We start from the raw sequence: 12,706 nt of genomic DNA, 5'->3' as shown, positions 1-12,706 counted from the left end.
GCTGGCTAAGTCCCTGTTTTTGACGTCAAAATTCCTTCCAGCATAAGCCCTCTCATGCTTGGGAATCTTTACGGTAAAAGGAAGGCTGCGACTGTCATTCCGCGGCTTCTACACCATATATAGTGGCGATTTGCCCTCTCCCGTCAATACCTTGTGTTCCAAAAAAGGAAATTTTTCGTTAACAGACAGTTAAGTGCTTGGCTTTGTTATAGTTTTTTTTATGGCAGCCTGTTTGCCCGCCGACAAGGGTGCGAGGCGACAATATAGCGGGGATAAAATGTGGACGAAACAGCGCCCGCACCAGGTCGCGCACTAAAAGGCAAACGCTCTATGAATATGCGCCGTAAACGCTATAGATATTGCGCGCCTTGCTTGGATGCGGGGCATAAAACTGCAAAAGGTCGTATGGATGAAAATATTACTCGTGACTGATGCATGGGAACCGCAAATGAACGGCGTTGTTCGCACCCTGTCAGAGACGGTTGGCGCGCTACGCACCGCTGGGCACGAGGTCGAGGTGATTGCGCCGTCAGATGGGTATTGGACCATGCCGCTGCCGACCTATCCCGATATACGGCTTGCGCCTTTTGCCAAATCTGACGTCGAACGCCGCATTGTCCGCTTCGCGCCAGAGGCCGTTCACATTGCGACCGAGGGCCCATTGGGCCAAGCAGCCCGTGCGCTTTGCCTTAAATGGGGCATGCCGTTCACGACCAGCTATCACACGAAGTTTCCAGAATATATCAAAGCGCGCTTTCCCTTTGTGCCGCTGTCTTGGCCGTATAAATTTGTCCGTGATTTTCATAATAGCGGCGGCACAACCATGGTGACCACACCCAGCATGGTCGAATTTTTAGACGCGCGCGGCTTTACGGGTTTGGCCCCTTGGGCGCGCGGTGTGGATTTATCTATCTTTCGTCCCGATCAGCGGGCTAACCCCACTGATGTTTACGACGGTCTGCCGCGACCCATATTTGTCAATGTCGGGCGTGTGGCGGTGGAGAAAAATATAGAGGCGTTTTTGGAACTCGACTTGCCCGGCTCCAAAGTCATTGTCGGCGACGGGCCGCAGCTATCTCAGCTGACTAAAAAATATCCTGACGCCCATTTTGTCGGGGCTAAATTTGGCGATGACCTTGCCCGGCATTTTGCCGATGCCGATGTCTTTGTCTTTCCCAGCAAAACCGACACATTCGGCCTAGTCATCATAGAGGCCATGGCCACAGGAACGCCTGTTGCAGCTTATCCCGTCACAGGTCCAATTGATATTGTCCCAGGCAGCGGGGCCGGTGTCTTAGACGATGATTTGAAAACGGCATGCCTGGACGCATTGGAATTACTGCGCGAAGACGCGGCAAACCATGCACAAAATTACAGCTGGAAAGCGGTGTCAGAGACGTTTTTTAATCTACTCACCCCAGAATATGAACCCAATGCCCGCCGTCGCTGGCGCCGCACAAGACGCCTCATGAAAATCGCCAGTAGTCCCTTTCACTGGCTCCGCAAAATGGGACGGAAACTGTGGCGGGTGCTACGGGGGAAGGGGATGTAAGGGAAAGACGGAGTGTTTGAGTTAAGCTAAATCGAGTGTGCTTAGTTGACTTTTTGGGCAGTTAAGGTAAATGAGTTTTGCTTAATTGACTTAATTGTAAAATAAGCTAACTTGTTTTAGCTTAATTGTGAAGACAGTGTGTTAGGCACAATCTACTTTCCTTAACTAAAAACGTCTTATGCTCGAAATTTCTGAAATCGATATTCTAAACCGTATTCGGCGCGATAATACATGGTGGGAAAATGGCACGGATAAAATTTTAGAGAAAGACTTTCCAAAGCGGGATTATTTTCCGGCTTTTTACCACCTCGTAAGCCAGCGCAATATAAAGCGTGCGGTTGTTCTAATGGGGCCTCGGCAAGTTGGCAAAACCGTAATGGCAAAACAGGCTGTTTATGACTTGCTGAGTGCAGGCGAAACCCCCAATCATATTTTCTTTAGCTCGCTAGACACACCTATTATGATGGGAAAAGGGCTAGAAACGATATTGCGGTTATATGTCGATAATTTTGGCGATGAGACTGCTGGCGGATGGATTATATTTGATGAAGTTCAGTATTTAAAAGACTGGGAAATTCACCTCAAATCGCTTGTTGATAGCTATCCTCAGTATAAATTTGTCGTAACAGGATCGGCCGCCGCAGTTTTAAAACGCAAAAGCCAAGAAAGCGGTGCGGGGCGCTTTAGTGATTTTATCTTGCCGCCTTTGTCATATAAGGAATTTCTCCGGTTTCAAAAAATCGATTATAATTCTGATATTGCAATATTGAACAATGCTTTCATGGATTACCTGGCCTATGGTGGTTATCCAGAAATTGTCTTAAATGAAAAGCTTCAAGATAGCGCCCAGCAGTATTTAAAATCAGATATAATTGACAAGGTATTGTTGAGAGACTTGCCAAGCTTATATGGGGTGACAGATGTTCAAGAAATGCACAGGCTGTTTTCAACGTTAGTTTACAATACCAGTCAGGAAATTTCCTTAGAAAAATTGTCTCATAATTCCGGCGTTAGCAAAGCAACATTGAAAAAATATATCGAGTATTTTGAAGGTGCATTTTTAATCCGAAAACTGTCTCGCATTGACGAAAATGCCAAGTCTTTCAAACGCGAGCGAACATTTAAAGTATATATAACCAATCCGTCGTTATATGCAGCATTATTCGGGGCGCTTGATATTGATGATCCAAAGATGGGAGCCTTAGCTGAAACGGCTGTTTTAGCGCAAACTTTTAATGGCTTTTCAAGCTCTCTTTTTAGTTACGCAAGATGGAGAGACGGAAAGACAGATAGAGAAGTCGACCTTGTGAGCTTGAACAAATATTCGCTAAAGCCTGAAACTGCGATTGAAGTAAAATGGTCGGATAGGATAAAAAACAATGTTTCAGAGGCAAGTAATATTGCTGCGTTCTCATTAAAAAACAATCTTTCAGGTCATAGTGTTTTAATTACTACGCGCACATTTCAAAGTTCCATTAATTTTCGCGCTGCGAATATATATTGCAGCACTACTGTGAGTTATTGCTGGTCTATGGCAGAATTTGCAATTAATAGACTTGAGGATGAAGTTGGCCTATCAATTGATAAGCCCTAATCATTCTTTCCGGCTTTACGGTCGCGGGCCTTGAGTAGCCGCAAACGAAGCGCGTTGATTTTGATGAAACCGCCTGCATCGGCTTGGTCGTAAACATCATCCTCTTCAAACGTCACATGTTCTTGCGAATAGAGTGAATAAGGCGAGCTACGGCCGACAATCGTCGCAGAGCCCTTGTAAAGTTTGAGGCGCACAGTGCCTGTCACCATCTCTTGGGACTTATCAATGGCGGCTTGTAGCATGTCGCGCTCTGGCGAGAACCAATAGCCGTTATAGATGATCTCGGCGTAGCGCGGCATTAGCTCGTCTTTGAGGTGGGCTGCGCCTTTATCCATTGTAATTTGTTCAATACCGCGGTGCGCCATCAATAGGATCGTTCCGCCAGGCGTCTCATATATGCCGCGTGATTTCATGCCGACAAAACGGTTCTCCAGCAAATCCAGCCGTCCAATGCCGTTGGCGCCGCCAAGTTCGTTCAGACGTGTTAATAGTGTCGCCGGGCTCATTGCGACGCCGTTGATAGAGACGGCATCGCCGCGCTCAAAACCAACCTCGATATAGGTGGCTTTGTCGGGGGCTGCCTCTGGTGAGACGGTGCGTTGGTAGACAAATTCAGGGGCTTCCTCGGCGGGGTCCTCTAGCGCTTTACCTTCGGAACTGGTGTGCAACAAATTGGCATCGACCGAGAACGGCGCTTCGCCGCGTTTATCTGTCGCGATTTCAATGCCGTGTTTTTCGGCATATTCAATCAGCTTGGTACGAGAGTTCAAATCCCATTCGCGCCAAGGGGCGATGACTTTAATCTGCGGGTCAAGCGCGTAGTAACCGAGCTCAAACCGCACTTGGTCATTACCCTTGCCAGTCGCGCCGTGACAAACGGCGTCAGCGCCCACTTCATGCGCGATCTCAATTTGGCGCTTGGCGATGAGGGGCCGCGCGATTGATGTGCCGAGCAAATAAAGGCCTTCATAAAGGGCGTTGGCGCGAAACATCGGAAAGACAAAATCGCGAACAAATTCTTCGCGTAAATCGTCGATGAAAATTTCTTTCACCCCCTGGGCTTCGGCTTTGCGGCGCGCGGGTTCTAGTTCTTCGCCTTGGCCCAAATCGGCGGTAAAGGTGACAACCTCGCAGCCTTTCTCCTCTTGCAGCCATTTTAGAATAATCGATGTATCCAGTCCGCCCGAATAGGCCAGAACAACTTTGCTCGGTGTGCTCATAATATCAGTCCTTCGTCCGCTTTACGCTCGCGGTTTAATCTCTTTAGGGAGTGTAACGCGCCGCGTCTGTATTTTTTATTAATTGGCCCCATTTATCATCATAGGGGTGAATGAAATGTGTTGGGCCGTCATGATTAACCACCGCGCGCCCATCATTATGCCAGCCAAACAGCCCGCCCTCCAAATTACGCACCGATGTTGCCCCCGCCGCCAATAGGGCGTCTTTAGACGCTTGCCCCAGTAAAGATGACCGCCAGCCTACAGAACAATACAGCACGACGTCTTTGCCGCGCACATCTGTTAATGACAGCAGAGACTGCGGCGCAGCGTCAGGGTCAATGCGATTTGCACCTTCTATATGGCTGACGTTAAATTCTGCCGCTGGTCGCGTATCTAAAATCACAACCGTGTTGGGGGCTGATGTCAGCTGTGCATCTAAATCAGCACGGCTAATATGGCTCAAATCAGGAAGGGCGGTTTGGATATCGCTTTGGATTGTGCGAAGCGTGCCAATGCCGCCTTGGACATTTTGCGGGCCAGCGTTGCCGCAACCCAAAAGCAGCGTCGTCAATATAATAATGGTGAGCCCAAATTTCATAGCGCCTTTTAGCGTTAACTTCGCATTTACAAAAGGGCAAACTCCCCATAAAACAAGCCAAATTTGAAGACGCAGCCGAGCTGATCGGTGCTGATATATTGGTACAAGCATTTACGGCAGTTAGGGGCCTTTGATGACAAAGATGATTTCAACCATTCAATCTGGCTTCATTGCGTTTTTGTGCCTGACATGTGTGGCGCTTAGCAGTGATGCTTTCCCACAAACCGCGGATGAACAAGCTTTAGAGACACAAACGCCGAGCACGGTTCAAACTGCGCCGGCTGCGCAAACGGTCCCGAGCCGGAACCCTGCCACTACTCTACCGTCTGTAGACCTGCCGAAAATAGATTTAACTGATCCTGCCATTAAAGCCGCTTTGGACGCACGCGAGGACGCTGACCGTGCGCTTGTCGATGCTGTGCTGAAGGCGCAAAGCGACGCGGCGACAGCGGATGTTCCGGCCGCCGCCGATGACATGCCCGCTAAACCTAGCATCATTCCAAAGAATGCGGATGAGGCGAAAGCGCTGGGTCAGAAAATTCTGTCAAAAGTTATTGGCTGGCTGACCTCGCCGTCCTTTTTAGCGCAGATTGGCGCGATTGCTCTGGTCTGGTTCTTGGCGCCTATATTGACCAAGTCCCTGACCAAAAGGGTTTTCTTGTTTCGCGACCCGCCCACCAAGGACGCCAAGCTGCGGGTAGCGCGCGATTACATCTACCGTTCGCGCGATTTTCTGCGCGCGGCTTTGCAAGTTGGGCTTTTGGCTTTGTTTGCGGTGATTTTGAAAAATATTGAGCCCCTCGGACAAGACTGGCTTGTGAAAATTGCGCAAGGCCTCGCTGTGGTCTTCCTATTATATAGTGTGATTAAAACGTTTATCACGAATGAGATGTTTCAAAAACTGGCCATTTGGATACTCATCCCACTGGCGCTTTTGGTTGTGTTTGGATTTTACGATGACCTGACGAATTGGCTAAATAATTTGAAATTTGGCCAAGGCGAAGGCGCGATATCGGCCATGACGCTGGTGATGCTCGCAATCTTTGGCGCGGTGTTTTTCAAAATCGCAACCTATTCAAATGCCAAAGGCCAAGACGCCATTCGCTCCCAAGAAGCCTTGGATGTGACCACGCGAGAAGTCATCGCCAAGATTTTCCAGATCGTGATTTTCGTGGCCGCGACAATGATGGCCTTTACAGCGGCCGGTATTTCTCTCTCTGGGCTTGTGGTTATTTTCTCGGCTTTGTCTTTGGGTATTGGTCTTGGCCTGCAGCCCATTGCGGCTAATTTTGTCTCTGGCATGATAATTTTATTTGATCGCTCGGTGAAGGTTGGCGATTTTGTCAATATGGAAGGCGATCAATTTGGCCGGGTGAAAGCGATTAATATGCGCTCGACGGTCGTCGCCACTGCCGACGGTAAAGACATCATTGTTCCTAATACCGCCTTTACCGAAGGGGCCTATGAAAACTGGACACATGATGATCCGCTGCAACGTTACGAAGTTGATTTCACTGTCGCCTATAACAGTGACCTTGATTATGTTGTCGAGGTGATAGGCAAAGCTGTGCTGGCCCATAAGGACGTGCTTGGCGAACCTGACCTGCCGTCTGTGGAATTTCGCAGCTTTGGCGAAAGCGGCATAAATATGTGCGTTGAATTTTGGTGTGAGGGCGTCGATGACGGCCCGAATAAATTCACATCCGATGTCGGTTTTATTGTTTGGCGCACGTTAAAAGACAACGGTATTTCCATCCCCTTCCCACAACGCGAAGTTCGCATGTTGGTCGACAGGTCAAAGACGGCCAAACGCGTCGCGCCCTCAAAGACGAAATCTGTTAAAGCGAAATCCGTTGAAGCGAAATAGAGTCTAATTATGTCCAACCCTTCCAATCGTCCTGTTCGTCCGCTTTGCCTTATTACGGGCGCGTCTGCGGGGATTGGTGCCGCGATTGCGCGGGAATATGCGTCTCTGGGTTGGGATTTGGCCTTGGTGGCGCGGCGTGAAGAGCCGATGGTAGAGCTAGCGACGGAGCTGAAGACGCGCTTTAAAACGACAAGCCATATTTTTGTCTCTGATTTATTTGACGTAGACGCGACGAAAGATTTAATGGCGCGCATTCATAAAAAGGGACTGCAGATTGACGGTCTTGTGAATAATGCGGGCTATGGTCATCCAGGTGTGTTTACCGCCAGCCCATGGGAAGACCATGCCAAATATTTGCAGCTAATGCTAACTGCGCCCTGTGAAATGACGCGCGCTGTTCTGCCCGATATGCAAGCGCGCGGGTTTGGACGCATCATCAATGTCGCGAGCCTTGCGGGCCATATGCCAGGCTCTCGCGGGCACACATTATATGCGGCGATTAAAAGTTTTTTGATTAAGTTTTCTGAGAGCCTCAACGCGGAAAACGACGGCACAGATGTGCATATCAGCGCCCTATGCCCCGGCTTCACATATTCGGAATTTCACGATGTGAACGGCACGCGCGAAGGCGTCTCGCAACTGCCTGACGCGATGTGGATGTCTGCGGAAGATTGCGCCGCCCAAGCTGTCGAGGCGGTAGAGCGTAACCGCGCCGTCTTTATCCCGGGTAGCGTCAATAAAGGCCTTGCGATTTTAAACCGTATTTTGCCCGCCGCTGTGTCGCAAAAGCTTATGGCCAAAAACTCTGAGAAGATCAGAAAGCAATAATATGACGCGGGATCAATACAGCTTGCCAGCCGACTCGCGTGTCTATGTTGCGCTTGATTTACCGAGCGTAAAGCGGGCCGAAGCCATGGTGGATGCGCTCGGCGATCATGTGAAAAGTTACAAAATTGGATTGCAGCTTTTGCCGATTGGCGGGGTTGAATTGGGTCAGCGCCTGAAGGCAGCAGGCAAAAACGTCTTTTATGATTTTAAATTTCACGACATTGACGCGACCGTGGAAAAAGCGACACGCTCTGTGGCAGGGCTCGGCGCTGATTTACTGACGGTGCATGCGCGGCCCGATGTGATGCGCGCGGCTGTTGCTGGTCGGGGCGACAGCGCCTTGAAACTCCTCGGTGTGACGGTGCTAACCTCGCTGGATAAAGCCGCGCTTGAAGACATTGGCTATCACGACAGCGCGCAAGACCTCGTCATGCGCCGCGTCAATCAGGCCGTTGCGGCGGGTATGGACGGTGTTGTTAGTAGCCCGTTAGAAGCCGCCGCAATCCGCGCGGTTGTGCCCCAGGGCTTCCTTGTCGTGACGCCCGGCGTGCGTCTGCCTGGCGGGGATAAGGGCGATCAAAAACGTGTCGCGACGCCTTATACTGCACTCACATCTGGTGCGTCGCATTTGGTGGTGGGGCGCCCCATCACGCAAGCGGCTGATCCAGCGGCGGCGGCACAGGCCGTGTTGCGCAATATTGTGGGCGATGACGCCTAAGGCCGACAGTCGTCGAACACGGTGTCTTTTGTTAACTTTATTCACCCGTATTTTCCCCATTCAGCGCGGATTCATTTAGAGCTGATTAACAAAGCTTTCATAAGCTTTAACGGGGAATGCCCTTTATTTTTAGGCCAAAACGTGATTTATATCACGGTATGAAGGGGCTGGATGGTCAAGTGTGGGCTTGAGACAGACCCTTTGAGGAGACAATGCAAAGTATTTTTGCACATAAACAACCCAGACGACGCGTTAAGCGTGCCATATGGCACGGGTTAAGCTCTTTTGTTATTGCGCCCCTTATGTTGTCCTTGGGGTCTGCGGCTCATGCTGCGGATGACAAAGGTCTGGTGCCCCTTAAAACGGCACCAATTTCTGCCACCCAGGGTCTGAATTTCAATTTATCGTCGTCCAATGGTGCGACGTCAAATATCTTATCCTCGTCTAATATTTCAGGCCTGTCTCAAAACGGTGCCGATATATCGGGCCTTAGCGGATTGGGTCTTAATAATACGGGCCTGTTTGACGTACCGACAGGATCTATGGGGTGCTTGGCGGGCGAGCAAGCCTGTCTGAGTGAGACGACACGGCAGCTTGATCTGGGCTTTTCCAAAAGTTTGAAAAAGACAAAACAAGGCGGCCTTGATGTTGAACTTGTACCGTCGGCCTCTGTCCGGTTTGACGAAGGCGAGCAATCGGCCTTGGTCGGTGCGGTTGTCCGCATTGGTGATGACCTGCGGTCCAAAGATGTGGCATCTAATACATGGTATGTGTTTGCGGGTGCAGATGCAGAGGCGTTATCTTATTCCCCTGATCGGGCGACACGGGGCATAACATCCGATTTCTATTTACAAGACCGTATTATCATTGGTGACGCGCAGGCTGGTATTGGTTACCGCATTGGTGACGCTGACTTATCGCTGGGCTATATACGCCGCGAAGTAAACAGCTTTAATAACACGCCAGGGTCTGCTGGGTTCTCATCATCCGAGGATGCCGCCGCGCTGTCCTTTACTTGGAAGCGCTAGGGTCACAAAACACCCCTTACCCCTTATCTCGGCCAGAGCGCGCGTAAGCGGTTTGAGCGCTCCTTTAAGAGCATATCTCTAGCGGCGTAGCTGGCTTCAACCGCGGCTATTTCACCCTCCGTCATATCGGGTCGCCACGCTTCAAAGATAAGCACGACACGCTGATCTGTCTTTGATCCGTTCCATGCGCTGTGATCAAAACTATCATCAAAAATAAACGGCTCTCCTTTGAGCCAACTATGGGTGATATCCGCGACACGGATGGCACAATTGTCTGGAATTAGGAGCGGCAGATGTACCGTGACCCGGCAATTGGCGAGGCCGAAATGGGGCGGTATCGTGGTATCGGGGGCCAGCACGGAAAAGAACACCTCCATCGGACCGTCGTTATGCATAACCGTTGGCACAGAGGATAAAACAGCGAGCGTTTTGGGGCAGCGCGCTGCCTCACTCTGCGCGCGCCCGTCCTTATAAAGGTGCACAGCATTCCATGTTTTTTGCCCGCGCAGTTTTTGCCAGTCCTCACCCAATTGGCTTTGTGCGGGGACATAGGGCGCGCCGCTATCACTGTCTTCCATCAGAGCAAGAAATTCATCCCGAATGGTGTTCGTCTGCGCCGCTAGTGCCTGTGTCCACGGGGCGTCATTATTATCAAAGACAGGGATGGGGGGCAGGTCGGGTGCGTAAAACACATAGGGTTTTGGCCCCATTGGATTATCCGGATATTGCTTTGGGCCGCTATGGGTTTGCGGCCAAAGCGCTGTCGCGATACGGCCGGCGCGCGTGACCCCAATTGATTTTATGGCGTTCTCTTGCACACGGGTGAAGGCGTTGCGAATGGCGTCATCTGCATCACGTGACGCGGTCTTTAAGGGCAGGGGGATCTCATCGCCTCCATATTGCGCGATGCGTATAATCGGGTTTTGCTCTGATAGGTAAGATAGCTGCGCGACGCCGTCATCTACCCGCCCTGTCTTCAGCAGGGCGACGCCTGCCATCAATCCGTAGCGCATATTTATTGGCGCGCGCGCCCATAGGGATAAAAACAACGGTGCGGCCTCTGCCCATCCATTAGCGTTTAGGACGGATAAGGCATCAGTAAATTCATTATTATGTGAGGTGTCATTCATCATGTTATGTGGCGGCAAAAGCGGCCCTGGGTCAAGCGAGACACGGGGTGCGGGCCGTATAATTTTACCTGCGACAATATCTCCACAGGAACGGTGCGTTTTTTGGGCAAAATTAACGACTTGGGTCTTGCGATGTGATAGCTCTGCTCATAACACTACATATTGTGATTTGCAGCGCGGATAAGTCTATATCTGCGAATTGAGCGTAAAGGGTTAAAGGGAAGAGGAAAGACCATGGGAAAAATTGATTTTACAGCACATAAATCAGGCCTGCTAATGCCGAGCCAGAGTTATAAGCCGTTTCGTTATCCGTGGGCGTATGATTTCTGGTCAAAACAGCAACAAGTCCACTGGATGCCCGAAGAGGTCCCACTGGGTGAGGATTGCAAAGACTGGGCGAATAATATCACCGAATCGGAGCGTAATCTGCTGACGCAAATCTTCCGCTTCTTTACCCAATCCGATGTCGAGGTTGGCGCTAATTACATGGAAAATTACATGCCGCTGTTCAAGCCCGTCGAAGTGCGGATGATGCTGGCGTCGTTTTCTAATATGGAAACCATCCACATTGCGGCCTATGCGCTTCTGCTAGAGACGATTGGCATGCCTGATTCTGAATTCTCCGCCTTTATGGAATATGAGGAAATGGCGGCTAAACATGACTACCTCGGTCAGTTTGGTGTTGAAACAGACCGCGATATCCTAACGTCTATGGCTGTATTTGGTGGCTTTACCGAAGGGCTGCAACTCTTTGCTAGCTTTGCGATGCTGATGAATTTCCCGCGCCATAATAAAATGAAAGGTATGGGCCAAATTGTAACGTGGTCTATCCGTGACGAGAGCTTGCACTGTGAAGGGATGATTAAATTATTCCATACATTCGCAAAGGAAACAGGCGCGCTGACCCAAGCCGTCAAAGATGACATTGCGGATTGTTGTAAAACCGTTGTGAAGCTAGAGGATAAATTTATTGATCTGGCCTTTGAAATGGGCCCTGTTGAAGGCATGACTAGCGAAGATATTAAGCGCTATATTCGCTATATCGCTGACTGGCGTATGGGGCAGTTGGGCCTATCGCCAATCTTTGGCGTTGACGAGCATCCGCTGCCGTGGCTCACAGAAATTACAAATGGTGTTGAGCACGCAAACTTCTTTGAAGCCCGCGCGACAGAATATTCCAAAGGCGCGACCCAAGGTCAATGGCATGGGGACGAAGGCGTCTGGGGCAAGTTCGAGCAAATGCAGAAAAAACCTGCACTGATTGTTGACTAGGCCCTGAATATCAACGTGTGATATTGAGCCCGTCCGTAAGACAGGTTACTTCGTATCAATAATAATAAGGGCGCTGTCTGGCGCCCTTTTTTCTTAATTCAAACTCTGGCTGAGACGCGCCCATGACCCGTATTCTGTCTTTTGATAATATATTGAACTTTCGCGATTTTGGCGATTATCCCACCACCGATGGGCGTCATGTCAAAGCAGGGCGTTTGTTTCGTTCGGCACATCTAGCCAGCGCGTCGGAGACCGATTTAGAAAAAATAGCCGCTCTGAATATTGGGCTTGTCTCTGATCTTCGCCATAAACCAGAACGGACGCGACAACCCAACCGCTGGCCGGATGGTCGCGCGGCTAAAGTTGTGGAATTTCCAGACCCACCCAATGCATCAGAAACAATGGCCCCGCATGAAGCTTTTACGAAATATGATTTGCAGCATGCTAATGATGCGCGAAATTACATGCGCGGGTCTTATCTTGCGCGGCCTAATGATCCAGCGTTTCAATCCAGTTTTGTGCAGACTTTGCGCTTTATGGCAGACACAGGCGAGCCGATTTTAATTCACTGCGCGGCCGGTAAAGACCGGACGGGCACACTGGCGGCCCTGATTTTGGGAGTCTTGGGCGTGCCGCAGGAGGTCATCATGGAAGATTACATGCTGACCATGACGGCTGTCGATATTGAAGCCTATCTGACCCCCGCGTCCAAAATGATGTCACAAAAATATGAGCGCGAATTACACCCGGATATGCTCCGTCCCTTATTCCATGTCGAGCCAGATTACCTCGCTCAGTCTCTGGACGCGATAGGGGATCTTGATAATTATCTGCACAAGACGTTAGGCTTGACTGAGGCAGAGCGCCTGAAAATGTCAGATCATTATCTGACACCTTAA

Annotated in this window: 11 protein-coding genes; 8 read left to right on the top strand and 3 right to left on the bottom strand. The window is 50.2% G+C overall.

Annotated features, from left to right (window positions below; translation table 11 throughout):
* Positions 1-409 precede the first annotated feature (409 nt).
* Together AB6B37_RS12485 and AB6B37_RS12480 are read left to right on the top strand one after the other, a co-directional pair.
* A complete protein-coding gene (locus AB6B37_RS12485; protein WP_371396139.1) occupies positions 410-1,552 on the top strand; it encodes a glycosyltransferase family 4 protein in 1,143 nt (380 codons plus the stop codon).
* A 178-nt stretch (positions 1,553-1,730) separates the two neighbouring features.
* Positions 1,731-3,146 (top strand): ATP-binding protein, encoded by a 1,416-nt coding sequence (locus tag AB6B37_RS12480; RefSeq protein ID WP_371396138.1) that lies wholly within the window; start codon positions 1,731-1,733, stop codon positions 3,144-3,146.
* On the opposite strand, the gene AB6B37_RS12475 is transcribed toward AB6B37_RS12480, so the two are convergent.
* Positions 3,143-4,366, bottom strand: coding sequence for an argininosuccinate synthase (locus tag AB6B37_RS12475; protein ID WP_371396137.1), 1,224 nt, complete (start codon positions 4,364-4,366; stop codon positions 3,143-3,145). The genes AB6B37_RS12480 and AB6B37_RS12475 overlap by 4 nt on opposite strands.
* A 43-nt stretch (positions 4,367-4,409) precedes the next feature.
* A complete protein-coding gene (locus tag AB6B37_RS12470; RefSeq protein ID WP_371396136.1) occupies positions 4,410-4,964 on the bottom strand; it encodes a rhodanese-like domain-containing protein in 555 nt (184 codons plus the stop codon).
* Positions 4,965-5,097: 133 nt separating this feature from the next.
* Between AB6B37_RS12470 and AB6B37_RS12465 the strand changes: the two genes are divergently transcribed.
* The 4 genes from AB6B37_RS12465 to AB6B37_RS12450 all read left to right on the top strand — a co-directional run bounded on the left by AB6B37_RS12465 (position 5,098) and on the right by AB6B37_RS12450 (position 9,405).
* Positions 5,098-6,831, top strand: a complete 1,734-nt coding sequence (locus AB6B37_RS12465) for a mechanosensitive ion channel family protein (RefSeq protein ID WP_371396135.1) — start codon at positions 5,098-5,100, stop codon at positions 6,829-6,831.
* Between the two features lie 9 nt (positions 6,832-6,840).
* A complete protein-coding gene (locus AB6B37_RS12460; RefSeq protein WP_371396134.1) occupies positions 6,841-7,659 on the top strand; it encodes an SDR family NAD(P)-dependent oxidoreductase in 819 nt (272 codons plus the stop codon).
* 22 nt (positions 7,660-7,681) lie between these two features.
* Positions 7,682-8,377 carry an orotidine-5'-phosphate decarboxylase gene (pyrF, locus tag AB6B37_RS12455; protein ID WP_371398455.1) on the top strand — a complete coding sequence of 232 codons (696 nt, stop codon included), beginning with the start codon at positions 7,682-7,684 and terminating at the stop codon, positions 8,375-8,377.
* A 212-nt stretch (positions 8,378-8,589) separates the two neighbouring features.
* The gene (locus AB6B37_RS12450; protein ID WP_371396133.1) at positions 8,590-9,405 is read left to right on the top strand and encodes a hypothetical protein; all 816 of its coding nucleotides are present in this window, start codon (positions 8,590-8,592) and stop codon (positions 9,403-9,405) included.
* A 23-nt stretch (positions 9,406-9,428) separates the two neighbouring features.
* On the opposite strand, the gene AB6B37_RS12445 is transcribed toward AB6B37_RS12450, so the two are convergent.
* Positions 9,429-10,553, bottom strand: coding sequence for an aspartyl/asparaginyl beta-hydroxylase domain-containing protein (locus tag AB6B37_RS12445; RefSeq protein ID WP_371396132.1), 1,125 nt, complete (start codon positions 10,551-10,553; stop codon positions 9,429-9,431).
* A 216-nt stretch (positions 10,554-10,769) separates the two neighbouring features.
* On the opposite strand from AB6B37_RS12445, the gene AB6B37_RS12440 reads away from it, so the two are divergent.
* A complete protein-coding gene (locus tag AB6B37_RS12440) occupies positions 10,770-11,807 on the top strand; it encodes a ribonucleotide-diphosphate reductase subunit beta (protein ID WP_371396131.1) in 1,038 nt (345 codons plus the stop codon).
* 122 nt (positions 11,808-11,929) lie between these two features.
* Positions 11,930-12,706, top strand: a complete 777-nt coding sequence (locus AB6B37_RS12435; protein ID WP_371396130.1) for a tyrosine-protein phosphatase — start codon at positions 11,930-11,932, stop codon at positions 12,704-12,706.

It is taken from the genome of Fretibacter rubidus (genome assembly GCF_041429785.1).
Taxonomy (GTDB): Bacteria; Pseudomonadota; Alphaproteobacteria; order Caulobacterales; family Maricaulaceae; genus Fretibacter; species Fretibacter rubidus.
Note: the sequence above shows the minus strand (reverse complement) of the source record. Positions and strands in the feature narration are given on the sequence as shown.